Origin of the sequence: Lipingzhangella rawalii (genome assembly GCF_031628175.1) — a bacterium.
GTDB lineage: Bacteria > Actinomycetota > Actinomycetes > Streptosporangiales > Streptosporangiaceae > Lipingzhangella_A > Lipingzhangella_A rawalii.
This window is the reverse complement of sequence record NZ_JAVLVT010000002.1, coordinates 84,517-110,927: the sequence shown is the minus strand read 5'-3', so window position 1 is coordinate 110,927 and position 26,411 is coordinate 84,517. Positions and strand designations below refer to the sequence as shown.

20 protein-coding genes and 2 CRISPR repeat arrays are annotated in these 26,411 nt (G+C 68.6%); of the genes, 4 read left to right on the top strand and 16 right to left on the bottom strand.

Annotated features, from left to right (window positions below; genetic code table 11):
- The first annotated feature begins 27 nt into the window (after window positions 1–27).
- A complete protein-coding gene (locus RIF23_RS05775) occupies window positions 28–978 on the top strand; it encodes a hypothetical protein (RefSeq protein WP_310911341.1) in 951 nt (316 codons plus the stop codon).
- Between the two features lie 86 nt (window positions 979–1,064).
- On the opposite strand, the gene RIF23_RS05770 is transcribed toward RIF23_RS05775, so the two are convergent.
- The 5 genes from RIF23_RS05770 to RIF23_RS05750 all read right to left on the bottom strand — a co-directional run bounded on the left by RIF23_RS05770 (window position 1,065) and on the right by RIF23_RS05750 (window position 7,307).
- Window positions 1,065–2,684: an oligosaccharide flippase family protein gene (locus RIF23_RS05770; protein ID WP_310911340.1), complete on the bottom strand. Its 1,620-nt coding sequence runs from the start codon at window positions 2,682–2,684 to the stop codon at window positions 1,065–1,067.
- Window positions 2,651–3,535 (bottom strand): sulfotransferase family protein, encoded by an 885-nt coding sequence (locus RIF23_RS05765; RefSeq protein WP_310911531.1) that lies wholly within the window; start codon window positions 3,533–3,535, stop codon window positions 2,651–2,653. The genes RIF23_RS05770 and RIF23_RS05765 overlap by 34 nt, the downstream gene beginning before the upstream one ends.
- Window positions 3,536–3,663: 128 nt before the next feature.
- Window positions 3,664–4,899 (bottom strand): phosphotransferase, encoded by a 1,236-nt coding sequence (locus RIF23_RS05760; protein ID WP_310911339.1) that lies wholly within the window; start codon window positions 4,897–4,899, stop codon window positions 3,664–3,666.
- Window positions 4,900–4,905: 6 nt separating this feature from the next.
- Window positions 4,906–6,237: an O-antigen ligase family protein gene (locus tag RIF23_RS05755; protein WP_310911530.1), complete on the bottom strand. Its 1,332-nt coding sequence runs from the start codon at window positions 6,235–6,237 to the stop codon at window positions 4,906–4,908.
- A gap of 134 nt (window positions 6,238–6,371) precedes the next feature.
- A complete protein-coding gene (locus RIF23_RS05750; RefSeq protein WP_310911338.1) occupies window positions 6,372–7,307 on the bottom strand; it encodes a Wzz/FepE/Etk N-terminal domain-containing protein in 936 nt (311 codons plus the stop codon).
- A gap of 537 nt (window positions 7,308–7,844) precedes the next feature.
- Here RIF23_RS05750 and RIF23_RS05745 point away from each other — a divergent pair.
- Window positions 7,845–8,816 carry a peptidoglycan recognition protein family protein gene (locus RIF23_RS05745; protein ID WP_310911337.1) on the top strand — a complete coding sequence of 324 codons (972 nt, stop codon included), beginning with the start codon at window positions 7,845–7,847 and terminating at the stop codon, window positions 8,814–8,816.
- A gap of 266 nt (window positions 8,817–9,082) precedes the next feature.
- Here RIF23_RS05745 and RIF23_RS05740 read toward each other — a convergent pair whose 3' ends face one another.
- Window positions 9,083–9,499 carry a VOC family protein gene (locus tag RIF23_RS05740; protein ID WP_310911336.1) on the bottom strand — a complete coding sequence of 139 codons (417 nt, stop codon included), beginning with the start codon at window positions 9,497–9,499 and terminating at the stop codon, window positions 9,083–9,085.
- Window positions 9,500–9,576: 77 nt separating this feature from the next.
- Here RIF23_RS05740 and RIF23_RS05735 point away from each other — a divergent pair, with 77 nt between their 5' ends.
- Both RIF23_RS05735 and RIF23_RS05730 read left to right on the top strand, forming a co-directional pair.
- Entirely contained in the window at window positions 9,577–10,170 is a 594-nt protein-coding gene (locus tag RIF23_RS05735; protein ID WP_310911335.1) for a TetR/AcrR family transcriptional regulator, read from the top strand.
- 538 nt (window positions 10,171–10,708) lie between these two features.
- Entirely contained in the window at window positions 10,709–11,110 is a 402-nt protein-coding gene (locus RIF23_RS05730) for an HsmA family protein (protein ID WP_310911334.1), read from the top strand.
- 575 nt (window positions 11,111–11,685) lie between these two features.
- Here RIF23_RS05730 and RIF23_RS05725 read toward each other — a convergent pair.
- The 10 genes from RIF23_RS05725 to RIF23_RS05680 all read right to left on the bottom strand — a co-directional run bounded on the left by RIF23_RS05725 (window position 11,686) and on the right by RIF23_RS05680 (window position 26,378).
- Complete coding sequence (locus RIF23_RS05725; RefSeq protein ID WP_310911333.1) at window positions 11,686–12,312, bottom strand: transposase family protein; 627 nt, start codon at window positions 12,310–12,312, stop codon at window positions 11,686–11,688.
- Window positions 12,313–13,480: 1,168 nt separating this feature from the next.
- Window positions 13,481–14,729: direct repeats of the CRISPR family, unit length 28 nt; unit sequence GGTCCATCCCCACTCGCGTGGGGCGCAC.
- 106 nt (window positions 14,730–14,835) lie between these two features.
- Complete coding sequence (gene cas2e, locus RIF23_RS05720; protein ID WP_310911529.1) at window positions 14,836–15,168, bottom strand: type I-E CRISPR-associated endoribonuclease Cas2e; 333 nt, start codon at window positions 15,166–15,168, stop codon at window positions 14,836–14,838.
- A 21-nt stretch (window positions 15,169–15,189) separates the two neighbouring features.
- On the bottom strand, window positions 15,190–16,182 hold the full coding sequence (gene cas1e / locus RIF23_RS05715; protein WP_310911332.1) for a type I-E CRISPR-associated endonuclease Cas1e: 993 nt from the start codon (window positions 16,180–16,182) through the stop codon (window positions 15,190–15,192).
- Window positions 16,179–16,826, bottom strand: coding sequence for a type I-E CRISPR-associated protein Cas6/Cse3/CasE (cas6e, locus tag RIF23_RS05710; protein ID WP_310911331.1), 648 nt, complete (start codon window positions 16,824–16,826; stop codon window positions 16,179–16,181). The genes cas1e and cas6e overlap by 4 nt, the downstream gene beginning before the upstream one ends.
- Complete coding sequence (cas5e, locus tag RIF23_RS05705; protein WP_310911330.1) at window positions 16,811–17,605, bottom strand: type I-E CRISPR-associated protein Cas5/CasD; 795 nt, start codon at window positions 17,603–17,605, stop codon at window positions 16,811–16,813. The genes cas6e and cas5e overlap by 16 nt, the downstream gene beginning before the upstream one ends.
- A complete protein-coding gene (cas7e, locus tag RIF23_RS05700; RefSeq protein WP_310911329.1) occupies window positions 17,602–18,738 on the bottom strand; it encodes a type I-E CRISPR-associated protein Cas7/Cse4/CasC in 1,137 nt (378 codons plus the stop codon). The genes cas5e and cas7e overlap by 4 nt, the downstream gene beginning before the upstream one ends.
- Window positions 18,735–19,457, bottom strand: coding sequence for a type I-E CRISPR-associated protein Cse2/CasB (gene casB, locus RIF23_RS05695; RefSeq protein WP_310911328.1), 723 nt, complete (start codon window positions 19,455–19,457; stop codon window positions 18,735–18,737). The genes cas7e and casB overlap by 4 nt, the downstream gene beginning before the upstream one ends.
- Complete coding sequence (gene casA / locus RIF23_RS05690) at window positions 19,454–20,998, bottom strand: type I-E CRISPR-associated protein Cse1/CasA (RefSeq protein ID WP_310911327.1); 1,545 nt, start codon at window positions 20,996–20,998, stop codon at window positions 19,454–19,456. Before casA ends, casB begins: the two co-directional genes overlap by 4 nt.
- Window positions 20,999–21,142: 144 nt before the next feature.
- Window positions 21,143–23,935 (bottom strand): CRISPR-associated helicase Cas3', encoded by a 2,793-nt coding sequence (gene cas3 / locus RIF23_RS05685; RefSeq protein WP_310911326.1) that lies wholly within the window; start codon window positions 23,933–23,935, stop codon window positions 21,143–21,145.
- A gap of 640 nt (window positions 23,936–24,575) precedes the next feature.
- A CRISPR array of direct repeats spans window positions 24,576–25,091; the repeat unit is 28 nt; unit sequence GGTCCATCCCCACTCGCGTGGGGCGCAC.
- Between the two features lie 375 nt (window positions 25,092–25,466).
- Entirely contained in the window at window positions 25,467–26,378 is a 912-nt protein-coding gene (locus RIF23_RS05680; protein WP_310911325.1) for a LysR substrate-binding domain-containing protein, read from the bottom strand.
- Window positions 26,379–26,411 lie beyond the last annotated feature (33 nt).

The following is a 26,411-nucleotide window of genomic DNA, read 5'->3' as shown; positions in this document are numbered from 1 at the left end:
CCGATCCCCCGCATTCCGGAGCACGACGTGACGATCCGACGCACGCTCGCCGCCACTTCTGTGGCCCTGTTCGGCCTCCCGCTGCTGCTGGTCACCCCGCTCGCCAGCCCCACCCACGCAGACACGGCGTCGGCCACGGCCACGCTGGCCTACGACTGTTCTGGTCCGGCCGGCCCCGACTCGACGGATGTTGACCTGACCGTTGCCCTGGATCCCGAGGAACCCGCCGGGGGCGAGGAGGCAGCCCTGACCGTCGATGTGGACGGAAGCGAGTTCGACCTGCGCCACACCCCACACTGGTACCTGCGGGTGACCAGCGCCCGGGTCGAACTACAGTTGTACTCCTCCCCGGACCAACAGGCAGCGGTGCCGCTGTCCACACGCCCCAGCCTCTTCGACGACACCTGGACCCTCACCGGCCAGACCACCGTCCCCGACACCGCCGACGAGTTCACCCTGGACGCGGGAGAGCTCGTCATCACCCAGAATCTCGTTGACGACACCGGAACCACCTCCGCACGTCCGACCCCGACTCCCGAACCCCTGGACGGTGCACGAACCGAGGAAACAACCTGCACCGTCGTGGGCGATGACACGCAGATCGCGGCCTGGCCGGTGGCCGGCGCCCCGGAACCCTCACCCACCCCGACCCCCAGCCCCACGCCGCCCCCCAGTCCGACCGGAAGCCCCGCGCCGAGCCCGACATCCGCGCCGCCGCAGGAGTCCCCCACGGATGACCCAACCCCGGAGGCCACCGCCAGCCCGTCCCCGGACGAGGCTGCGCCACCCCGGGACGGCGGGGACACCCTCCCGGTGTCGGGTACGGCCCTCACCGGGCTGATCATCGCCGCCGCACTGGTCGTTCTCGGTGGTGTGGGCGCGCTGTTCCTCGCTCGCCGCGGTCGCGGGTTCGGCCCCGACCCGGGCGTCGATCCCGACGGCCCCAGCGTGGGCGACAGCCGGCACCGGGTCGACTGACCCCGGGTGCGACGCTCGGTGTGGGGCTGCCGACCCGGTCGGCAGCCCCACACCGACGCGCGAACGCCCCCCCGTCGCCGGGCTGCTCACGCGGCGGGGGCCGGATCCCGCTCCCGCTCGTGGCGCCGCAGCACGTCCCGCAGACCCAGCGAGCTGCGCAACCGCCACACCGTCACCAGGTAGCCCAGCCCGCCGGCCAGCACCGAAACCACCAGTGCCGCCCAGCCCCCGACGAGTGCCCCGACCAGCGGAACCAGACCCATCCAGCCGCAGCTCGCGGCCGCGGCATTCACCGTGCCGCGACCCCAGGGGCGCAGCTCGTGCCAGTGCCAAAGCTGCACCAGGGCGGCCACGCAGCGGGTCAGGGTTCCCGCGACCCACGCCAGCGCGGCCCCGACCGCCCCCAGGACCGGGACCAGTGCCACGCACAAGGCCACATTGACCAGCAACGCCCCGAGATTGTTCACCAGGTTCCAGCCGGTGCGCCCCGTCATCGTCAACGCCAGGTCACTCATGCCGCAGGCGGCATTCAGCAGCATCCCGACCGCGACCACCACCAGCGCCACCGCCCCCACCGGGTAATCCGGACCGAACAGGCCCATCAGCACCGGCGCGTACACGATCACCGGAAGGTACAGCGGCCAGGTCAGCGCCACCAGCCACGCGGTACTGGCCTGGTAGAGCGTATTGGTTCCGGCCGTGTCCCGAACCGCGAGCAGTTCGGTCAGCCGTGGCTGCACCGCGAGCTGCACCGCCTGGGACGCGAACTGGCCGGCCACGACGAACCGGGTCACCGCCGTGAACACGGCCGCGTCGGCGGCACCCCGCAGCAGGGCCACCAGCACGATTCCGCTGCGCTGTATCCCGATCTGGGCAACATTGGCCACCGAACGCGGCAGAGCGAAGCCCCAGAACGTGCGCCCGTCCACGCGGGGCGCCGACGTGCCACCCGTCGCGGAGTGCCCCGGTACACCCGCCCTCGCGCTGTCGGCTGCGGACGGGGCCTGGTCCTGGCGGCGTAGGATCCAGCACAGCCACAGTGCGGCCACAACGGCCGCGGGAAGGTAGGGGCCGGCCCAGGCCACGGCCAGTGTCCCGGCCGCCCCGGTGGCCGCCGCCACCGCCAGCAGGGACAGTTGCGCCAGGGGGCGCGCCACCTTCTCCACCACCACGGTGGCCCGCATGTCGTGCAGCCCGCGCGTGGCTGCCAACAGTGTGTCCAGGAGCACCGCACACGGCAGGAACAGCGCCAGGATCCGCAGGTAGGCGCCCGCGGTGGGCTCGCCGAGCGCAGCGGCCAGGCTCGGTGCCGCAACCGCCAGCCCCAGCCCCAGCGCCACCGTGATCACCACCACCGGCCCGACGGCCAGGCGCAGCACCCGCGGCACGAGCTCCCCGGCGCCGAAGGCCCGCATCCGGGTCACGAAGTACACCATCGCGTTCGAGGTGCCGAGGTTGGCGACCGCGACCAGCATGATGAACAGTGAGGTGGCGAAGAAAAACACCCCGGCCTGCTCCGGTGCAAACCCTCGGGTGACCACCACCACCAGGGCGAGGTTCACGCCCGCGCCCACGAGGGCCCCCAGCAGGTTCAGCGCACCCCCGCGCGCCACCCGACGCAGGCCCATGGTGTCTCCGTCGCCGTCCCCGCCCCCGCGCGGTCCACGTTCCGTCACTGTCGCCAGGCCGGCGGGCGGCCCAGCCATTGGGCCAGCCGTTCGTCATGGGGTGCGAAGTACTCCCGGAGCTGGGCACGTAACCCGGGATCCATGGAGCAGCGCGGTTGGGCATTGTTCCGGGTGACCCGCGCTGCGGGGTGCGGCGGAAGCCCGAGGAACTCGAGCACGCCGGCCAGGGTCTGGTCGGGTTCGCGAAACAACAGTTCACTTTCCACGATGTGGATGCGCTCGCGTGGCACGTGCCGCGTCAACCGTTCCAGCTGCTCCACGTACTGGCCGCGGTGCAGGTAGGCATGGTGCTGGTGGGAGTGCAGTCGCAGATGCGGGTTCGCGACCAGCTGTTCCTCCTGGCCCGCCAGGCGTTGTTCCTCCAGTGCGATCGCCTCCGGGAAGTCCTCGGTTTCGAAACCGCGGGCGCGTTCGTGGCTGTGGGCGGAGTAGGCGCGTTCCACCGGATCCCGAAGGGCCACCAGCAGCCGCACCTGTGGCAGATCGCGGGCGATGCGTTCGGCCGCCAGCGGGTGGAACAGGTAGTAGGGGCTGGACTCGCCCACCTGCACCGCCGGTTCGTCGCTGGCGTCGAGGAGAGTGGCCCGGGTGCCGATCCGCAGCGGAAAGTGACCGCGGTACCAGTCCAAACCACGGTCGTAGGCAACGTCGAAGTAGTGCACGCCCTTGCGCAGCAGCGGACCGCGCACCTGGGGGTGCTGGGTGAGCGCCTTGAACAGCGAGGTGGTGCCGCACCGCTGGGCACCCACAATCAGGAAGGTCGGCAGCACCCGCCAGCTGCGCGTGGTCTGACCCAGCCGGTGGGCCAGCGACCGCCCGGTGTCCTTGAGGCCGGGCGGCAGGGACCGGGCGATCCGGTGCGCGGACACGCTTCGCAAGGCAACTCCTCACATGCCGAACATCGATCGAGGACCACCCCGCATCCCCACCCGCGGCGCCGGTATCCGGCGGGCCAGCTGGCCGCACCAGCACCGCGGGTGGGGATGCGGGCCGTGGGTCAGTCCGGTAGCGCCCGGACACTGTCGTGGGGGCGCGGACCGGGCACGGCCGCACCCGCCAGATGCGACAGCGCGGGCAGCAGCCACGTGTTCAGCTGGCCCAGCCGCCCACCCGCCTGGGCCTGCCCGTCATGCAGATAGCGGCTCGCCAACTCCACCAGGTACAGGGTCATCACCACCCGGGTGTGCTCCGGGCATACTCCCAGCCGTGCCAGCTCGGGCGCGTTGAGGAGCGACGCACCGGTGCGCAGCCACGCCATCGCACCGCGGCGGGCATCGCCACGCACCGCCTCGGTCAGGCTGAAGTGCAGCGCGTCGAATCCCACCGGCACATCCTCGGTGAGCCGCTCCCAGTCCCACACGAAATCCCGCCGCGGCGTACTCGCGATGTTCCACCGCGTGAGGTCGCCGTGCCAGGCTCCGAATGCCAGGGACACCGCCGGCAGCCGGGCCAGGGCCGACCGCAGCGCCTCGGTCTCCGGCAGGTCCGCCAGCCCCGAGAGCCGTTCGCACAGGCCCGCCAGATAGGGGCTGTTCGCGAGAGGCCGGTGCTTCACCCCGGACATTCCCGCGATCTGCGTCACGCAGCGCAGCAGCTGCCCCCGGTTGGGAACCTCGGTTTGGGAGCACACCGGAAGCGGTTCCTGGACCAGCAGGGGATGCCCGTTCCACATCCCCGCGTGCAGCACGCGGGGCACGGTGACATCCGGCAGGTCGGCACTGGCCAGCTGCCGCAGTGCCGCGGTTTCGGCGCGAACCAGCCGGTCCGTGAGACCGTTCACCCCGAGTTTGCCGAATCCGGCCGGACGCCCGTCCGGGGTCAGCAGCGCCAGCACCGGCTTGCGGTTGGCCCGCGGCGGGCCAAGATGCACCGCCAGCACCAGCTCCTGACCGAGAATCTGCGTCAGCATCCGCTCGATCCCGGCGTGCACCGAGAGCCGGCCCCGCAGCAGCCCGGTGCCGCCATAGTTGAGGGCGGCGCTCACCAGCCCGGCGCGCAGCCGGGTGTCGACACAGTGCCGGCCGGAGAACAGCTGTACGGCACGCGCGGCCGCGTGCCGATGACCCGCCGGCAGCAGCAGCCGCGGCTGACGTAACGACGGCAGCGCGACGTAGGCCCGCGGCCGGGGCGTGGCGCCGGTCTCCACCTCCGACACGGACGCGTCGGGCCACAGCACCGCCGCGGCCGCACCCAGCTGCGGCGGGCTGGCCGGTTGGATCCATCCAGGTAGCACGGTCGGTCACCTTTCCAAGGATGTGCGCTGCGGTGCCCGTGTGTCGGCACGCTCCGCGGCGCGGCGCCACAGCAGGGCGAGGGCGATCATCGTCGTGGCCAGAGGAGCGATCAGCGAGACGTAGAACAGCATGTACCAGAAGAACAGCAGGATCGTGAGTAGCGCGCCCCGTCCCACCAGCGAGGTGTCCCCGCGATACCGCCACGCCGCCTGGGCGAGGAAACCGAGAAACAGTGCGGCACCAACCCACCCGTGGGCGATCAGCAGCAGCCACAGCTGGCCGTTGTTGCCGATCGTGTTGTTGCCGCACTGTGGACAGTCGGGGGACTGGCCGATCGCGATCGAGGAGTTGCTGCCGCGGGCATCGCGGGTGGACCCCCACCCCACCAGCGGGGACTCGGTTGCGGCCGCAACGGCGGCGATACTGGCGGCGGCCCGCCCCTCGTCACTGTGTGGGTTCTCGGCGCGGTCGGAGATCGTGTCCCGCAGCGGCGACGCCAGCACAACCGTCGCCACCAACAGCAGCGCCAGACCGGTCCCCAGCACGGCGCGCAGGTGGCCGCGCCGGAGCAGCTGGTAGGCGGCGAAGGCCACCGACAGGGCCAGCCCCGCCCACAGGGCGCGGTTGAGCGAGTGCACCACCGGGATCACGGCCAAGCCCAGGGCGATCCCCGCAACCCAGCGCTGCCAGCCGGCCCCCAGGCACAGCCAGCCAACGACCAGCCAGATCAGCAGGAGTGACAGGTTGTTGCCCCAGGCGTTGGTGTACTCCCAGGGGGCCTTGGGGCGGGCCGCCTCGTAGCCCAGAACATCCATGATCTGCGCCGAGGCGGGACGGACCAGGGCCTGTACGTAGGAGTCGGCGGCGATGTGCGCCGGCAACAGCATCTCCATCGGGGAGGTGAACTCGAAACTGGGCGCGAAGGTGCCCAGTAGCCCACCGGCGACCGTGACAAGCCCGAGCCAGCCCAGCAGACCGGCCACCAGCCGGGTGGGTAGCTCCGTACTGCTGAGGTTGCCTACGTACAGCAGGAGGACGGTCAGGGTCAGGTAGTTGAGCAGGCGGGTGCCCGCGGCGACGTAGCCGGCGCCACCGGGCATGGCGCCGCTGGGGGTGAGCCCCAGCAGAGCGAGGCCAGCCACCGCCCACAGCACGAACAGCACCCACAGCCACATCCCCGGGGGGAGGCGCAGACCACCCGGGCGTTCCCGGTGAATGCGCACCAGGGCCCAGGCCATGGGAATCGCGAACAGCCAGTAGGCGAATTGGCCCACCCCCAGCGCCCACCACAGTGGATAGCCGACAAACAGGGCGATCAGGGGCCAGGCCGCGGGCATGCGCGCAGGCGCGACGGAGGGGCCCGACCGGGCCGCTGTGGGTGTACTCACCCCCGCGCCTCCGGGACACACGGGTCCGGCGCGCCGGGCACCGGGGTGGGAGCTGTCGGAACGTGGGTCATCGGTTCCTGGCCCTAGCGCTGCGGGGTGAGCTGCGTGGGGCTGGACTCGGCCGCACCGTCGAGCAGCTCCGGGCTCGCCTCGTCCCGGCTGCCCTGCGCGGGGACGGGAGCGGCGTTGTGTGGATCCGGGGCCGGGCGGCTCCGGTGCCGCGCGTAGCTCAACGCCAGCCCGGCGACCAGACCGAGCAGGCTACCGGCCACAAGCCACAGCTCGGCGCGGGGAGCACTGGGGCTGGGGGGTGCCGTGGCCTGGGTGAGGACACTGCCGGCGGACAGTTCCTCGTTGACCGCTGCCAGCGGTGTGCGCTGCTCGTGCAGGGTCTCGATCTCGGCGTGCAGGGTCTCCTCACGGGTCGGGGCGGGCGCGCCCGGGGCCGTGTCCGCGGGGCTGTCGTCGGTGGCCTCGTCCTGCTCGTCGGACAGCTGGGCGTATTTGGACTCCAGTTCCGCGTCCAGGCCAGCGAGGCGTTCTTCGACCCGTTCGGCCGTCCAGCTCGCGCGATGCTCCAGGTAGGCCTCGGCGAACGCCAACGAAATGTCGCGGGCCGTGCCCGGGTCCTCGGCGGCGTAGCTGATTTCCAGAACACTGCTGTTCGGGGGGACGGTCACCTCCAGCCGTTCGCGGGCCTGGTGCACGTCCGTGGCCGCGGGGTCGCGGTCCAGGAGCCGCAGCGCATCCGCGGTGACCGTCGCGGACCGGACCACCTGCGCCTCGGTGTCCAGGTTCACCTCGCCGTTGGTGCGACCGCCGGCCTCCCCGGTGAGGTTCTCCACCCCGGTGGGATGCACCTGGACGGCGGTGGTTGCCGTGTAGGTGCGTGGCACTACCAGGAGTGCGGCCCCGGCCAGCAGCAGGCCGGTGGTGGTGAGGACCGCGATGAGCCGCCAGTGCCGACGCAGGACGTCGGTGTACGCGGCGAGCGGATCTCCGGTGGCACTCTCCGGCACGGCTGTACCCCTGTCCTGTCCCAACCAAACGTGCTCGTGCAGGAACCCACAGTAGTACAACATGTTCGTAACGTGGCGGAGCCTGGGCTGCGGGTTGTGTACCGAACCCGGATTCAGATTGCTTCCGAGCGTCTCTGCACCGGGATGGGCCACTGGTGGGGGCGTGGGTGGCGCGTCGCTGTCGGCGCGTCGTGAGCCGAGCTGCGTCGCCAGGCGTGTTGCGGTGCGGCCGGGACGTCAGCGGCGGCTGATGCCCCTCCACTGGCCGGGCCGCGCCGAACCCCCAGGTCAGAACGCCCCACCCCGTGCAGCTCAGGCTAGGGCGCCGCGGGTGCGGCTACGGTTCTGCCAGGAACGACTGGCGATTCCGGAGGCGCGGATGCAGCGGACCGGGCGGGATTCGACGTTCGGTGCGGGTCACGTTCCCACGCGCCGCCGGTGCAGCTACGGTGCAGCGACGAACCGCCGGCCCGCCCTCGGGCGGCGTTCAGCACGGGCGGGCCGGTCCGCGCTGCCGGCGATGGCACGGTGGCCGCGATGGGAGTGAACTGGATCACCCGCGGCAGCCTGGGGTGGGGCACCACCCCGGCTCCGCACGCACCGTGTGACCGTGGTCTGGTTGCGCACTACCACGGTGAGAGCCGGCTGAACCTACGCAACCGGCCGCACACGGACTGTTGGCGAATCTGGCGGCAGGTGCGTTCCTGGCATGTCCACGGCAACGGCTGGCTGGACATCGGCTACAGCTACGGGGTGTGCCCGCACGCATACACCTTCGTGGGGCGTGGTTTCCAGCGCCGCCAGGCCGCCCAACCCGGAGGCAACACCAGCTGGACCTCGGTGTATCTGTTCGTGGGCGGTTCCGAGCCCCTGACCGCTGTCCAGCTCGCCCAGCTCGCCGCGCTGCGCAGCAACCTGGGTGGGCGCGGGATCGGGGCGGGCACCAGCATTCACAGCCGGTTCTCGGCAACCTCGTGTCCGGGGCCGACGATCACCGCGATGCACAATGACGGCTCACTGTGGGCCGGTGGTGACAACGGGGGAGGGGACCTCGACATGGCCGAAGCGCACTGGTACTCGACGTATCCGCTGGCGGACGGGTACTCCCCACAGCAGGTTCCGGCCGGGCAGACCCGGGCGGTGCTGTTCGACCGTTCCAACAACTCCAACGTGGATCGGAACAACCGCTACGCCAGCTACGCCTTCGCCAACCGTAAGGTGACCGGACACGTCACGGTGCGGGTTCGGAGGGCCGGTACCACGGGCGCGTTCGGCGACAATGAGCCGGGGCGCTGGTATCTGCACTACGGTCGGGTGGACGGTGCCCCGGCCGCGCACGCCGAACCGGACAGTGCCTATCTGGGCCACATGGGCACTACCTCCCACCTGACCCTGCCGGTGACGGGGCAGACCTTCACCGACCAGCGGATGCGTAGCTACGTCACCGCCTACGACCACGATCTGGAGATCACCGCGGCCCGCGTCTATACCTGGCAGGCCGAGCGGTAGCTTCCCGGCGCGCGAGGCCGGGGCCGGTCCGCAACGGCATCAGCGTCGGTGACGACGTCCTGATCGGGGCGGGGGCCGTGGTGATCACTCCGCGCGGGCACAACCTACGGATCGGTCCCGGAGCACAGATCGGCGCGAACGCGGTGGTCACCCGGGACGTGCCACCGGGGGCGACGGTAATCGGCGTGCCGGCAGGGGTGGTGTAGGCGTCCGCGACGCGGGATGGTCCCTGACCATCCTCCGCGGGGCGGCCGTGCCGTTCCCCCTCACGACTCCGCGTAGAGTACGGCGAATTCGGCCGCCGGCGTGATCGGGGTGATCACGTCCACAAGGACACCGTTGGGATCGGCCACGATGAAGTGTCGCTGTCCGAAGTCCTCATCGCGCAGCGGAAGTTCGGGGGTCAGCCCACCCGAGACCACGAGGCGATGCCACTCCGCGTCGACATCGTCGACCTCGAAGTTGAGTAGCAGCCCCCGGGCCGGGTGCCGGTAGGTCTCGGGAAGCGTGGGATGGGTGTGGTCGAGCAGCGCGAGCTCGAAGCTGGGTGTTCCCGAGCGGCGCAGGCTCACGTACCAGTCGATCTCGAAGATGACTTCGAAACTCAGCATGGTGGTGTAAAAGTCGCGGGATTCTTCCATGCGCGAGGTACAGAGCACTGGGTACATGCTGGCCAGGTTCATGATGACTCCATTTCGCGTACCAGCGGTATGTGAAGATAACCTATTCGCATACCACTGGTACGTCAATTGGGGGGTTGATGCCCGCACGAACCCGAGCGCAGCAGTGCGCGAACACCCGGGCGGCGCTGCTCCACGAGAGCCGCCGCCTGTTCGCCACCCGCGGCTACGCCGCCGTTGGGCTCGCCGAAATCGTCCGCGCGGCCGGGGTCACCAAGGGGGCGCTGTATCACCACTTCGCGGGCAAACTCGAGCTGTTCCGGGAGGTACTGGCGCAGGTACAGCAGGAGGTCGCGGACTCGGTGGCACGCACCGCCGACGCCGAAACGGACCCATGGGCGCGTCTGACCGCGGGCTGTCAGGCGTTTCTCGCAGCCAGCACCGCCCCGGAGATTCAGCGGATCATGCTGGTCGATGGGCCCGCCGTGCTCGGCTGGACGGAGTGGCGCGCCATGGACGAGGCCGGCTCCGCCCGTCACCTGGCCGAGGCACTGACCGAGCTGATCGAGGCCGGGATCATTCCGCCCCAGCCCGTCGCGCCCCTGACCCACCTACTGTCCGGCGCGATGAACGAGGCCGCCCTGTGGCTGGCGTCTTCGGCCGTCACGCCTGAGGACCTGACGGCGACCCAGACGGCGCTCATCCGCCTCCTGGACGGAATGCGCACCGACTGACGTCGACCCTCGCCCGTTTGGGTTGGGCCACCTCTACCCCATCAGCCGTTCCGTGTCCCCATCGGCTGTCAAGCGTTCTCATAGTTTGAGGGCGGCCCGCGACTACCACCCACCGGAACGTGGGGAAATCCCGCATCACCCAGCCCAGGGGTATGCGCCCACCAGCCGCACCCGTCCCCGCCCGCGGGTCGTGGTGGTGGCGGTGGTTGGTTAGCTGTGGGCGTCGTGGTAGCCGTTGGGCGGCATTGCGCCCTGGGGCACGCACTACTATCGCCAGGTCATCGCCGTCATCCGCGATCTATCCCTATTCGCGTAGGGTGCACCGACCCGCCCGGCGGGGGAAGGTCGCGCTCCGTAATCTCTGGAAAATGGCCACACCGGATACACCGGCGGTGAGGCCGAGGGCTGGTCCGGCACGTGATCCCGCGGCGCGGCGCGGTAGGCCGGACGGACACGACAACTTTCCTAGCTCATAATACTGTATACGTATCGTGATGAAGGGAAGGCTTAACAACTACATTCAGTAGTGGAGGTGGGTATGCTTGCGGCAGCTATCGTCATCATCACCGCAGCCCTGGTTTTCTACACCGCAGGGGTGTGGTCTGAGCGATTGCAGCGTACTTTGCGCTGGTGGCACGCGGGAGCGTTCGGTCTGGGACTGGCGTGTGACGCCACCGGAACCTTCTTGATGAGTCGGATCGCCGATGCGCGGGACGCTACCGGAGAGCATGCCGTGTCCGTGTTGGATCGGGTGATGGCGATCAGCGGCGGCCTGGCCCTGCTACTGATGGCGGTCCACCTGGTGTGGGCCATCGTGGTACTGGTGCGCAATCGGCCGCGAGAACGTGCCCAGTTCCACCGGTTCAGCATTGTGGTGTGGGTGATCTGGTTGGTGCCCTATATTGCCGGTGCCGCGGCAGCCATGTCTGGTACCGCCTGAGCGGCCCTGGCTAGGGGGTCACGGAGATTCCGGACAGAGATAGTTTAGGATACTGTTCGCAGTTTCTCGTCTTCGGGGTATATTTTCATTGGCGTGTTATATCCAAGCGCGACATAAAAACGTTGACGATTGTGCCAGAACTCGATGTGCTGGACGATATCTCTCCGTGTTCGTGCGCGTGGGGCAGGCAACCCGATTCATGCGTTCGATCTTCAGTGTCGCGAAGAACGACTCTGCTAATGCATTATTGCAACAGATTCAACTGCGTCCCACTGACCGGCGCATCCCGAAGGTCCCAAGGAATGCTCCGACCGTATCAGAAGTGTAGTTGCTTCCGCGGTCTGAGTGAAATATCGCTCTGGACTGGATTTTGTTCCTGCGTTGAGATTTTCTGATTTACTGGGCGAGCAGTTGTGTGCGGTGATGGTAGTCCATTGCAAATCCGATGACTCCCTTGGTGTAGCATTCGATCACGGCCGTGAGGTAGAGCCATCCGTACCATGTGGGCATGTGGGTGATGTCACCGACCCTTCACCCAAGGCTGATAGAGGTGAAGTCACGGCACACTAAGAGGCTTATGCAGAACGTAGTTTGAAGAAGTGGAGTGCTCGGACTGCACGAAAGGCAGTGGCGTAGCTGCGAAGTGGCCTCCGATAGTCTGTGAACATGCATCGCCACGTTTTGAAGTGCGCGATCGCCCGTTCGATGACATAGCGAATCTTGTTGATATTCGTGTTAAATTCGTCTTGCCAACCCAAGGGCTCGCCTCCCTGTGGCTTCCGGAACGGCGTTATTGGGCCAACACCGATGTATCCTTTATCGCCGATGGAGTTGCTTGAGTTCAGGATCGTGTTAAGTCCAGATTCGCCAAAGGCTCTAGCGTCATGTGCACTTCCGGGAGACGGGTCAGACACGTGGAGGAGTTCCCCGAACAGATCGCAGACGAACTGGTGGTTGTGGCCCGTGGTCTTGTGCTTGCCGGAGTAGAGCTCGGGTGCATCCGACCATGACCAGGAAGGACACAGAGACCAATCGACCACGCCAACCCGCCCGTCAACCTCATCGGCCGGATCAGGAACGAACTCGTGTAGCACATCGGCGATAGGTTCCTCGAGTTCACTGATCGCACGAGAAATTGTTGCCTGATCGACGAAGATCAGCTCTGCAATCAGTTCTTCGCTGACGTTCGTCTTGAAGTACATGACAGTGGCTTTTGTCGCCTGCCGAAGGGTGAGACCTCTTGGTCTTCCGGTGCCCTTGTCCCACAAGATTCGCCGACCAAGACGATCGACAAGTTCGTCGAACTGATCGGACGTCAAACCTGTGCTAGAATTGATGTGCAATGACCCTTCCGGGTGGCAAGATTTTTTGGTTGGAACCTTTCCATTATCCCGCAGGGGTCATTGCTTTTTCTGATGAATCCGAAATCTACGTCCACTTCAGTGGGACTTTTGCATAAGCCTCTAAGTCTGGGATCTGCGCATCGTGGACCGAGGCGGTAATCACCACCGGTTGGGAACGCACCTGGCAGGCCACCAGGTTCGTTCGGCCAATCAGTAGGCGCACCAGCTCGACTTCGACCTTCCCCCAGCGTTGGAGCTGGGAATGGACACGGCGGTGGCCCTAGGTCTCATCGGAACACTCAAGCGATTTCGCAATCAGGAGTTTCACGTAATCGCGACGCTGAACGGTTACTGATTCCGTTCGCGCTCGCCATTACTAGTAGTCCGAGCGAGACACTCCCAGGGGGTCACACATGAGATATGGCGAGATACGCGTACGTCGCATTGCCATCGAAGTGTATGGTTTCGATTAGCTCGTATATATCACTTACGGGAAATACTTCGGGAGGTGTGCTGTCGGTTTTTTTCGGGAACTCGATCTCCATTTCCTGCTGATGGTTGATGATTTCGAGATCTCTAAGCCGCGCGCGGTCCGACAGATTGAGGGAGGCGGGTTCGTCTGCGTGTTCACGACGATATTTCCGAACCCAGTCACGAAGGCTCTTCAGGGTTGATCTCAAATCCCTAGCAATCTGCCTAGTTGGACGCTGCGCCTAAATATCCCATTTTATTTCTTCCTTGCGAAAATTCGGCGAGTATTTATTTACTTTTCTCAAGCTCTCTTGTTTCCATTAAAGAGCATCCTGTGGGAGTCCTGTCCGGAAACCTCGGGGCGCCCCAAGTGCCCGACACCGCGCGCGGCCAACACCCGCCGGAAGATAGGAGAGCTCGAGCCCCGGATACTTCAGGAAACGCGGCACCAATGACTGCGGTGAACCACCCGCGCCGTCTTGGCCGCCGGCGGCGTCGGGCGCTGGGCGCCCTAGGGTGCACGCCCTGGCATCGCCAGGTCATCGCCGTCATCTGCGATCTATCCCTATTCGCGTGGGGCGCACAGGACGCTCGTCGTGGTCTTGCCCGTCCCGGGCGGTCCATCCCCACTCGCGTGGGGCGCACTCTGACCGCAAACGGCCAAAATAACCACCACAAGGTCCATCCCCACTCGCGTGGGGCGCACGCAAAAACCTGCTGCGGAAGCAGCGTAGGACAGGGCCCATCCCCACTCGCGTGGGGCGCACCCTATCCCGGGAGCGGGGAAGCTCAGAAGATCAGGCCCATCCCCACTCGCGTGGGGCGCACCCTGGCATGAACCGCAGGCGGGGGCTGGCGGACGGCCCATCCCCACTCGCGTGGGGCGCACCTATCCGACCTCCTCCCCACTGGGGACTACTACGGTCCATCCCCACTCGCGTGGGGCGCACTGCCCCACGAAGATCCGCAGCGCCTGGTTGGCCGGTCCATCCCCACTCGCGTGGGGCGCACCAGGGAGGCAGGACAGCGGGTGCACCAAAGTGGAGGTCCATCCCCACTCGCGTGGGGCGCACCCGATCACCGGACACAAGAACGCCCGTCGTGGCGGTCCATCCCCACTCGCGTGGGGCGCACCCCGTAAGGGTCGGGTGTCCTCACTCCACACATGGTCCATCCCCACTCGCGTGGGGCGCACCCCGTAAGGGTCGGGTGTCCTCACTCCACACATGGTCCATCCCCACTCGCGTGGGGCGCACCGGAGGCGGGAGGCGAGGCTGGGCGTCGGCGTAGGTCCATCCCCACTCGCGTGGGGCGCACCAGCATCATCGCCGCGGCGAGCCAGCATCTGACGGTCCATCCCCACTCGCGTGGGGCGCACGAGCTCGGCGAGTGGGCGGTCGGCCAGTGAGGCGGTCCATCCCCACTCGCGTGGGGCGCACCGGGCCGTCCTCGCAGTGGTACGTCCGAAGGACGGTCCATCCCCACTCGCGTGGGGCGCACCATGACAGCCGCCCCTCGGTGGTAGCGGTAGACGGTCCATCCCCACTCGCGTGGGGCGCACAGGGTACCGGCCGTTATCGAAGTCAAGTAAAACGGTCCATCCCCACTCGCGTGGGGCGCACCTGCCTGAAGTAATCAAGCGGTTCATTAAGGACGGTCCATCCCCACTCGCGTGGGGCGCACTGAGGGCTCACGACCGTCACCGCAGAACCGGGAGGTCCATCCCCACTCGCGTGGGGCGCACGAACCCCACGATCGTCTTTGATCCCCCAAATACGGTCCATCCCCACTCGCGTGGGGCGCACACCAGATTACCTGCACCAACGTAGCGTGTTATTCATTTGTAACCAGAATTCGCGGCGATCTGGCAGTGACTGTATCTGACACATGACTCACAGTTACTGGAGCTAGCTACCATCCCGGGGGCACAGGTGGTTTCAGGGAGTCGTCTGGGTCTTCCGGTTCCGCCGCTGGGTTCATCTGCACAAGCTGGAGCCCGTCGTAGTCAACGATCTCCCGCCGCTGCGGCCCGGCCGTGCGCATGTGGAAGCGCTGTTCGGTGTCGGTGGGATGAATACACACCGCGGAGCCTTCGCCGAGGGAGGCACACACCACGTCCCACAGGTGTTCCCGGACCCGCGCCGAGAGCGTGCCCACGTACAGCCCGGCCCGCGGTTCGACCATCCAGCGGCTCAGCGCCCCACGGACGTGCTCCGGAACGGCGGCTGTTGAGATCACCACCATGTTCGCCACGTCGACCTCCGCCTAGTCCACACCGTCGCCGTAGTTCACCCCGCCGGCCACACAGCCGTGCTCCGGGTCCCACAGTTCAACGATCCGTGCCGGCCCCTCCTCCTCGTCGTCCTCGCGTTCTTCCAGCCCGGGCTGATCCGGATCGAGGAGCCATTGCAGGTCGCCGACCATGCGGGGCAGCAGGCGATAGAGCCGGAAGTCTTCGCGGAGTCGGCGGCGCGCTTCCGCCTCCGGATTCGTCGAATCGTGCAGGGAGAACGCTAGCGGCACGGTGAACTCGGCCTTGTAGAGATCCGCCAAGTCATATACCAGCGCGTGGTGTTTTCCCGCGTGGATGAAGCCCAGGCCGGGGCTGCACCCCAGGTGAGCGATCACCGCGTGCGAAACGCCGTACATTGCCGCGCTCACCGCAGACAGTGCCCGGTTCACCGGGTCCTGGTCTTCCCAGTCGTCCGGGTTGTAGCTGCGTTTGAACCGTCCGATCGCGTGCCGCTGCGCCAGCGCGCGGTACAGCGCCTGCATCCGCTTGCCCTCGGTGCCGCGCATGCTCGCCACGGGGGTGCCGGGTTCGATGTCTTCCCGGAACCGCAGTTCGTACATCCGTCGCGCCACATCCAGCCGGCTGGTGGGGTCGGCCCAGGCGTGAGCCTGCCGTTCCAGCCACCGGGTGGTGCGGTCCGTGGGCTGGATTCCGCCGTAGCAGCGCACTCCGCCCGCGCCTACGGCGATCACGGTGGTGCCGTGCCGCATGAGGGTGGTCAAGGCCCGTTGGGTGATGGAGGTCCCCGGGCCGAGCAGCACGCAGGCGAGCGCGGCGGTGGGCAGGTGGGTGCGTTCCGGGTGGCCGTCCTGCGTCTCGATCGTGGCGCACACGCCGGTCTCGGTCTGTTCCACCCGGGCGATGTCGATGTAGAGGAACGACAGCCCGTCCGAGATTCGAGGCAGCATCGCCAGAGTCGGCGCGGCGAGTTTTCGGCGCGCCTCCGCTTCGCTCGGGGGACTCATTCCGGGCCGCCCGCGAGTGCGAGGCTGAGCAGCCCGCAGCCGTGCGACTTGCCGCGGCCGATGCCGTGCAGTACGGCTTCTCGTGCCGAGGCCGGATCTGTCACGGTGGCCACCCCCTGGAACTGGACCGCGGCGTGCCGGATGCGCCGACCGCGGGAACGGTCCACGGAGTCGTTCCGGTCCTGGGCCGTCACCGACCGCGGTTCCAGGCCGTGGTTGCGCGCGCGGCTGTACCACCATGCGTCGGCGTCCGGTCCACGCAGCGGGATGGTGGTCTCGCTGACACCGCGCTGTTTGGAGCGCCCGAGGCGTTTGGTGGGGCTGGCGACGATCCGGTAGCGCACCACGCGGCCCACCTCCAGTGCCTCCAATAGCGGGGTGAGTTCCCGGTGTTCCAGCTGTCCGTAGCCGTCCGGGAGCTGGTCCGCGACGAGGTGGTGGGTGCTCTGGGCGAGGATCGTGGTGCCCGAGCGGGACTCCTCCACACGAAACAGCAACCCGGCGGCCTGGCGGGGGCTGTCGCCGAGTTCCGTCGGCGGCAGGAGTTTCATGAGGCGCCGGTGCAGGTTGCCGGCCTGCGCCAGGTCGGCCCGGGCTTCGGCGGACCGGGGGTCGGGGGTAATCCTCGTCAGCCAGACGGCCATGTCCCCTCCGCGGCGTAGTTGTAGAGCTGGTCGAGGTACTTCTGGTGGTTCTGCCAGGTGCACAGCTCGGCCGGAAGCCGTTCGGGCAGCACGGTGACCGCCCGGGCCGCGTAGGAGCGGCGCTGGGAGTCGAAGCTGCGCGGGATGTCGTTGAGGGTGTGCCGGGCGCGCTGCCCGTCCGGCATGTTCGTGGCCTCCGGTTCGCCCTCGTGCACCACGTCCACGGAAACGCTGGTGGCGGTGGGGTCGCGTGGCCGTCGCGACACCGGCAGCGGTACGCGGCTGCGCAGCTCCGCCACCGGGTCATCGACTTGGTGGCGCAGCAGCAGCGGTGGGTCGGGGACGTGGCTGCGCCGCCCGAGGTAGGGCTGCCAGTGCGGCCGGCACAGCGCCCCGGTGATTTCCGCGCCGAGGTCGACGGGTGCCGTCACGGCCACGGTGAACACGGCCCCGGACAGGTAGCTGCGTTCGGTCACGATTGTGGCCACCTCCGCGCCTTTGCGTTTGCCTTCGGCGGTGGGGACCGTGCGGCTGGCCGGCATTCCGCCGCCCGCGGTGTGGAAGTCGACGAGCTGGGTTCCGGGCTGGTCGATCCGCACGGTGAACCGCAGCGGCGTGTAGCGGGACAGGTCAGCGCCGCGCTCCAGGCCCTGCGCGGCGGCGAACATGCCGATCAGCGCGGAGCGGCTGGGGAAGGCCAGTGTGTCCCGCACCCCGTAGGCGCTGTGTTCGCCCCAGCTTTGTAGCGGGCCGGCGAGCCGCAACAGGAACCCGCTCACTGCGCGGCTCCGAAGGCCGCGTCTACCGCTTCGGAACGCAGCACCGGATACGATTCCCGGCGCTGGCCCAGCCCCGGCAGTTTGTCGTCCTCAGTGTCCAAGCCGGCGTGCGCGCTGTAGTGCAGATCGTCGGTGCCCCACAGCCGGTGCAGCTGTGCGGCGTATCCGGACAGCTGTTCCCGGGCGGCCGCCGCGTAGCCGTGCGTGTTCGCGACCGGCTGCTCGAAGGCGGGAGCGAACGAGATCGGGCGGTCGCCGCGCACCGCGACGTGCACCAGCTCGGGAATGGTCATCGCGGCGGTGGCGGTCTGCTTCCCGCCGGGCACGGTCGCCAGGAACGCGGCGAGGAATTCGGTGACCAGCTCGCGGGCCGCGGCCGTGTCCTCCCCGAGGTTCTGGTACAGCGTGGCGAGGTTGATGTTGGCGTAGCGGTAGAAGGTGCCGGCGCTGAACTGGCCCACGTTCATGTGGGCGCTGCCGTGGTCGTCGACGGGGCTGTCGATATCGTCCACGGCGGTGAAGAAGTCGGTTTCCACCTCGGTGCCGTGCACGGTGAAGGCGTGTGCGAACTGCACCGCGCCGTCCACATCCGCGCCGGGGAGCTCGGCCAGCATGCGCCCGAACAGGTTGATCGTGGCGTTGCGGGACCGCAGGATCTCGGTGATCTCCGCGGAGGGCAGCACCGGCTTCGGGTCCTTCTTGCCGAGGAGCGGACGCAGCTGGCCCTCGTGGGCCGCGGCCAGCTCGGCCAGCTCGTCCAACCCGGGCGTGGGCAGATACAGCAGTACCGAGGTGCTGGGCGGCTGGCCCTCCTTGTCCTGCTCCAGCTTGATACCTTTGCCGGCGGCTGCCACCACCTGCCGGCCGGCCACCTCGGCGAGTTCGGTGTCCCAGCCGCGGGCGGTGAGCCGCTCGGCGACCGCCTGGATGATGCGGCGGGTGCGCACCGCGGGGTCGCCGAGTCGGGATTCCACCTGGTGGCGCACAGCGCGTTTCCAACTCTGGCTGGAGACTCGGGTGCGCTCTCGGCCGCCGTACTCCACAACCTTGGGCATGCCGAGGTCGTCGCGGTTCACGTTCGAGTAGGGCAGGGTCTGGAGTGCGTGAATGTCGAGGTAGGCCGGTGTGGTCATGTGGGCTCGCTTCCGGGGTTGTCGGAGGTACCGGACTCGGCGTTGGGGGTGCGTTCGCGGGCGCGCTGGATCTGTCCGCGGGTCCGGTGGTACTGCTGCACCCACTCCTTGGCGACCCGTTCGCGGTCCTGCTCCCAGCGGGCCAGGTCGCGTAGTAGGTAGCCCCAGTCGACCTGCACCAGCTGTCCCCGCAGGTAGGCGATGAGCTTGGGGAGTTCGCGGTGCAGCCGATTGGTGCGGTAGCGGGCGAGGACGTGCAGCCGGTCCCGGATCGGGTCGCGCTTGGGATTGTTGGTCAGGTGCCCGTGCTCCACGGCCCAGGCCAGGGTCTGGCCGAGGTTCGGGCGGTGCTTGCTGGCGGCTTGGCTGGCTGTGACGATTTCGGCGGCACTCTCGCCCGATGTGGTCGCCCCGGCGGAGTCCGGAGCAGGTTCCGGCTCCTCGCCCGCCTCGTCTGAGTCGGTCACCTGGTCTCGGGCGCTGCGGGGCTGTGCGGCCACCAGCGCGGCCACGGTGTAGAAGGCGCGTTCGGTCGCCTCGTCACAGGACGTGGGCAGGTAGGGCGCAACGACCGCGTGCGCGTGAAAGTTGGCGAGATCCTGCGGGGGGCGCCCCAGTCCGCGCCGTAACGCCGCGCGGGTGCCGGGGTCGTCGACGATGATCGTGTTCAGACGCGCGACCATGCGATCCGCGGTCGCCACGAGCTGGTTCGGGTTCACTGGGGCTCCTCGGGAGGCGGGGTGGGCGGGACCCATCCGGAATACAGGCCGCGGCGTACCTGCTCCAGGGCTTCGGCCACGCGGGGACGGCGGGCGTAGGGCTCGGTGACGTGCTCAAACACCTGCACTGCGAGATGGATGAAGGTGTTTCCGGGGCCAGAGGTGGACTCGGCAAAGGCGCTGCGCCAGAACTCCCGTTCGGCGCGTCGCCAGTATCGGGGGAGGCCGTGCCGCACCCATGGCCCCTCGCCTTCGCCAACCCCCATCGCCTTCTGCCAGCCGTTGACGAGCGCCTTGCGCAGTGCCCGCCCGGACTGTTCGGCGGCATCGCGCAGCTGGAGGATCTGGTTGGTGGCCTCGGGTTCGGCTCCGGCCTCCGCGTCGGTCAGCCAGTGCAGGACCGGCGGGGTGGCGGTGGCGAACCACTGCCGGTCCCGGGTCTGGCCGTCCTGCTCGAACCCGAAGGCCCGCAGCGTCAACTGGTCGCGGATATCCCGGGGCACGTCCATGCTCGGCCCACACAGGTCCAGAATCGCGGGGCGGCGGGCGCCCCCGTCCCGGCTGTTCGGGCGCAGGAGGGAGTCCAGGTCCCGCCACACCGCCCGGTCGGCGCTGGCCCGCCGGGCGTAGGGTGCACCGGCCTGGCTGGTGTCGTAGATGACGTAGGGGTCGGGCACGTCCGGTGCGGGCTGCCGCCACGCCCAGGTGATCCAGGCGTCGGTGACCTCGCTACCGTCGGCGCTGGGCTCGAGGAGCAGCGCATGCCGGTAGCGGGACACCAGCACCCCGGCCAGACCCTCCCCGCTGGGTGGAAGGCCCAGCGGGTCCGGCAGCTCCTGGGTTTCCCACGGGGCGGGAGTGTCCTCGGTCTCGTCTCCCGGGTAGGGGATGTTCAGCACCAGCGAGTGGAACAGGCTCGGCCCGGCCGGGTGGAAAGACACCACCCGCCGGATCGGGCCGGCCGTGACGTTGGACTTGCTGGTGTCGCCGACGACGCGGCGGGAACACAGGCCGGAGGCGCCGTAGTACAGCCAGGCCACCAGCGACCAGGCGGCCTCGGCGCTGGTGACCGGCGCCGGGTCGGCATCCACATGGTGGCCCAGCCACACCGCGTTGTTCCCGGCGGGGCGCCCCCACACCAGCTTGTTCACACCCGCGGCCTTGCCGCATTCGGCGCGTAGCCGCGGGTCCTGCATCCAGGGGCGCTCCGGGTGGAACAGATCAAAGCGCTGGTCATACCTGGAGAAATAGGTGTCGATGTCCGCTTCCGGTAACTGTCCGCGGCGGAGCAGCTGGCCGCGCCGCTCCAGCCACTCGTCCTGGTTCTCGGCGGTGTCCAGGCCGGTAACGCGGGCGGTGAGCATCGCCAGGAGACGCCACAACCCGGAGGTGGCCGGCGGGAGCGGCACCTCCACATCCGCCAGCTCGTGGGCGTGCGTGAGGACGTCGTGCAGCCCGAGCTGCTTCACCTCGGCTCCCACACCGAGCGGGCGTGTCAGCAGCCAGGGGCGGGTGCGAAGATCGAAGGAGGGGGCAGGCATTGGCGGGTGACTCCGTTCGATCGAGAAAATACGGAGAGGGCCGACAGTAACGGTCGGTGACGACAATCGCGGAAGAATCGGGAAATCTGACCGGACGTGGCCGCATCCGGCCAGAGCTGGCGGGGTGCACACCCCCAGCACGCGTCACGCCACAACCAACCCCACCCGCGCATCCAGGTGCAGGCACCGCCCACCCAGCGTGGGACCGTGCACGCTGCCGTCGTCCCTGACCTGGTGCACCACCAGCCGCACGTCGCGCAGGTGGGTGGCGCCCCGCCACGCCTCGGGCGGTGCGGTCCGTTCCTCGTACCCCTGGAGCCACACGCCGGGAACGGGCAGGCTACGCCGTAGCACCGTGCGCACCTGGGCGCTGCTGAACGCCCCGCTGGCCAGATCGCCGACCGTGGGTAGCGCCGTGGCCAGCTCCGCATCCAGCCACAGTCGGCCGGTGGTGTCGGCGTAGCAGCAGACCACGCGGGTGGTGTCGGCGCCGAACCGGGTGGCCACCTGCTCCTCACTGAGGTCGTGGTCGGTGAGGCGCAGCAGGTCCCGTTGCGCACTGCCCGGCGCCGGAATCGCAACATTGTCGCCGAGCTGGCGGTGCGCAAGGTCGCTGGCCCACCGGTCCAGATCCTGGTCGGGGCGATCCGGGTTGAGGTCCTCGTCGTCGATCAGGCCGTCCACAAGCTCCTGCACGTCCTCAGGGACACGCATCGGCCGTCCGGTCCACCGTCGCAGCAGGTTGTGGGTGCGCAGCAGCAGCGACGGGTGGTAGATGAACCGCCACCCGCGGGGAAGCGCCTCCTCGGCATTCGGCTGCTCGGGGGCGAGCACGGCCAGCCGCGGCCCGGATGCCCAACTTGGCCGGGGTATGACACCGCGGTGCGCGTGGCGCCAGCACCGGCCCGCACGTTGCACCAGCAGGTGCATCGGGGCGAGGTCACTGACCATCACGTCAACATCGATGTCGATGCTCTGCTCGATGATCGCGGTTGCCACCAGGATCGCTGCCCGGGGGCGCTGCCCCGCCCGCGCCCCGTCCAACCCGAAGCGGCGCATGACCTCCTCGGTGATCTCCTCTCGCTGGTGGGCCGGGAACCGCGCATGCAGCAGGAACATTTCCGGGGGCTCGGTCCCGGCCGCGTGGGCCTGCTCGGCGGTCCAGCCCGCCAGCTGGCGGAAGGTGTGCTGCGCCTCGGCCACGGTGGTGCGAATCACCGCCGCACACCCGCCGTGCGTCACGAGACCGGCCAGCTCCGCGCGCACAGCCTGGTCGTGCGCGGTCGTATCGTCACCGGTCAGTGGGATCTCGTGGGTAGACACGGCCAGCGGTTGACGTTCGGTGGTGGCCAACGGCTCCGGATTCACCGTCACCGGATGAGGCTCCTCGGCGCTGGCGTAGGCCCAACCGGGATAGCCCACCGCGGGGATGGGGGTGGAGCCGCGGCGGCGACGCCCCGCTCCCTTGAGGTAGGCCTCGATGAGGGTGTGCGCGGTGCTGTGGTGCAGCGTGGCCGAAAGCAACACCACCGGAACGTGCAGCCGCCCAAGCCAGGCCAGTAGCCGCGTGAGTAGCGCGAGCATGTAGGCATCCGCGGCGTGCACCTCGTCAATGAGCACGGTTTTCCCGGCGAGCCCGAGCATGCGCACCACGTTGTGCCGGCCGCGTAGCGCCGCCATCAGCGCCTGGTCGATGGTGCCCACGGCGAAGTCCGCGAGCAGGCCCCGCTTCCGGCCCAGCAGCCACTCGCTGGCTTCCACCAGGCGGCTGATCTCACTGGAGTCGTGCCCGGTTGTCGGGATCGGTGACTCGTCGGCGTGTTCGGGCTGGTATTCGGGGTTCAGCCAGGCCATGCCGTGGAGCAGCGTCATCGAGGACCGCTCGTCCAGGCGCTGGTCCAGGTAGCTGCGCACCCGGCGGTACATCTGGTCAGCCGTGGCCATCGTGGGCAGCGCGACGTAGAGCCCGTCGCGACCGGAGGCGCCCCCCATGATCTCGGCAGCATGCAGGGCGATCTCGGTCTTGCCCTCACCAGTGGGGGCCTGCACCAGCAGCAGGCCGGGACCGGTGCAGAGTTCCGGCAGATGGGTGCTCAGCGAGCGCTGGAGCCCGTTGGGTTTCTCGATGTGCGGGAAGGCGTCGGCGAAGGTTCCGGAGCGGGTGGCCGGGCGGGTCAGCCCAGCCTCATGCAGCAGCCGCGGAGCGGAGGCGCGGGAACGGCCCAGATGACACTCCAGATCAGCGTGCGTGTGGGGGATGCCGGCGTTGAGCTGCCGGCCGACGAAACTCAGCTGGCTGACCAGCCAGTCCGCCTGGATCACCAGGCCGCACACGAGCGTGGCCGTGGTTCCGGGCAGGCGTTCGGGCGGGGCTGGGGCACCGAGAAGCTGGTGGACAGTAGTGAGGTGGCGGCGCCGTTCCCGTTCCCAGGCGTCGTCGGCATAGCCCAGCCTCTGGGCGGAGCGCGCGTCGGCATGTGGAAAGAACGAGCCGTGGTGCCCCCCGAGGAGTTGGGCGACCATCCCGGTGACCAGCTGTTCTTCCGCATCCGGGTAGCCAAGTTCGGGCAGGGCGAAGCGCAGCCACTCGCTGGCCGCCCTGTCATGGCGGATGTCCATGCCGGCGGTCGGATAGTCCCGCAGCGGGGCGGTGGGGTCCCGGGCCTGGAAGCAGTGCATCGCCTTGCCGATGTCGTGCAGCCCAGCCCAGAGCGCGACCAGCCGGCCGGCGTGCTCCACAGTGGTGTCCAATCCCGCCGCGATGGTTTCGCGCAGGCCGGGGGAGAGGTGGTCCCGCCACAGCGCCTCCGCGGCAGCGGCGGCGTCCAGCAGATGGCAGACGAGCGGGTAGCGCACACCGTCCGGCAGGCCGGCCGACTTCGCCCACAGGCCAGAGTCCGGAAGTGGTGGCGGGGCGGGGGGATCGCTCGCGTGCACGGGGATTCCTTTCCGCGCGGGGGATTCTGTGGAGGAACCCTAACGCCACTCGGTCCCCGGATTCCGGAACATCACGAGCCTCCAGCCCCGGCGGTGACTCGGAACACCGGCAGGTGTCGTCAGCCCCGGGCCATGAGGTGTACCGCGCCTGCTCACCGCGCCACACCGGCCGGCGCCAAACTATTCAAACCCGCGTGCGTGGGGGCGTGGAACTTCAGGGGTGTGGTGTGGTTTTCACTGTCCGGTGGTCGTGGTGTGGAGGTGTTCCTCTTTGCTGAGGGGGCGTCTCACGACTACCGCAGCCGCCCTCCGTTGGCGGTCGTGTGGCGGAGGGTGCCCCGGTGCCCGACGTCGGTGGTGGCCGAGATGGTGCGGGTGGTTGAGCGCGGTTGTCAGCGCTTTATCTTCTGAGGTATCCGGGGTGCGGGTTTCTCCTGTATTCCGGTGGGTGTTGGCCGCCGGCGGCGTCGCGCCCTGGGGGCGCTCCCCCGCACGACGGCCAGCGGGTCGTGGTGGTGGCGGCGGTGGGGTTGCGGCTGGGGTGTGTCTTGGCGGCGTCAGGTGTTCGCCGTCATCTGCGATCTGTCCCTATTCGCGTTGGGCGCACAGCGGTTGTGTGCCACTCGCTACTGCTGCCTCCGGTCCATCCCCACTCGCGTGGGGCGCACCCGATGATCTCGGCGACGCGCTCCAGGGCCAGCGGTCCATCCCCACTCGCGTGGGGCGCACTGCATCGACATATGTCAGCCCTCCACATCCAGCGGTCCATCCCCACTCGCGTGGGGCGCACGCCATAACCTGCTCCTGGACGCGCTCATGGCACGGTCCATCCCCACTCGCGTGGGGCGCACGAGGGCTCGCAGCCGTCGCCGCAGAATCGAGAAGGTCCATCCCCACTCGCGTGGGGCGCACCTGCTTCATCATCGGTCGACTCGCCGGGCGTCCGGTCCATCCCCACTCGCGTGGGGCGCACTGACCCGGGACCAAGATGGAGTAGTTATAGAGCGGTCCATCCCCACTCGCGTGGGGCGCACTTAATATCGATATGGAAAGAGATTCCCGTGACCGGTCCATCCCCACTCGCGTGGGGCGCACGCGGCTCAATCCCGGCCATATCGGCAATCTCGAGGTCCATCCCCACTCGCGTGGGGCGCACACCAGATGGCCTGCACCGTTCAGGGCGCGTTATGGTTTTGTGACTGGGTGTTGGGGGTTCGCGGGAAGGTCTGTATCTGGATTGCTACTCTTCGTGGTTTTGGGTGTGGGTGGGAACGTGTAGGGATGTCTTACCGTGACGCGTGCCGCGGTGTCCAGCCGGGGTGCGGATCCGAGGCCTGGGGGCATGGCCTGGCCGTGGGGTCGGTCTTTCCCTATCCTCCGTCCCCAAGCGTCCTTCCGCGTTTCGCGGCCGCCATCATCTGGGGATGGCCCCGCGGTGCCAGCGCCGCCCAACTTCTGTCTGCCTCGCAGTGTCGTCGGGGAGTGGGCGGTGCCGGGCTGTTTGGGGCTGCGGGTGGTTGGCGTGGCCCGGTCAGGCGGTGATCACCGTGTCCGCGGTGTCGGCGAGTACCTCTAGGGCGTAGGCGAGGGGACGGCGGGTTGCGGCGCCGGCGCTGGTGACGGCCAGGACTCTGCGGGTGGGGGTGGGGTCGCCGCGTAGGGGGATCCGCACCACGGGATGATGGTCCGACCAGCGGGCCAGGCGGGACACCAGGCAGACCCCGAATCCCCGTGCCACCAGTGCGGTCCCCGTCTCCCACTCGTTGGCGTCGTGCACGATGTGTGGGGTGAAGCCGGCGCTGGCGCAGGCGGTCATGACCAGCTGGTGGTAGGTGGTGCCGGGCCGGGCGACGATCCAGGGTTCGGTGGCGGCCTCGGCGAGAGCCACCTCGGAGCGTCCGGCCAGGGCGTGGTCCAGGGGGACCAGCAGGTCGAGAGGGTCGTCGATGAGGTGGCGCTGGTCGAAGCGTGGATCGGACAGGGGCGGGGTGGTTGGGGTCACCACCACCACGGCCAGGTCCGCGGTCGAGGACAGCACCAGGTCGTAGCATTCGGTGGGTTCGGCTTCGATGACACGGGTGTGCAGTCGGGGGTACCTCTCGCCGAGAGCCGCCATGGTCGGGGGGAGGAGTGCGCTGGCGGCTGTGGAGAAACCGCAGAGGCCGAGAGTGCCGGTGATTTCGTCGGTGTGCGTGTCGAGCTCGGCGCGGGCCTGTTCCCACTGGGCGAAGAGCGTGTCGGCATGTCGGAGCAGGGTTCGGGCAGCCGGGGTGAGCCGGATTTCGCGGCCATGGTGGGTGAGTAGCGGCACCCCCAGCTCGCGGGAGAGCTGCTTGATCTGCTGGGACACCGTGGACGGGGTGTAGTTCAGCGCCTGGGCCGCCGCGGTGACTGTGCCGTGGTGGCCGATCATGCGCAGCATCTGTAGCCGATGGTCAATCATGTGGCACCACCGAACGAATTTGTTCAATAACGT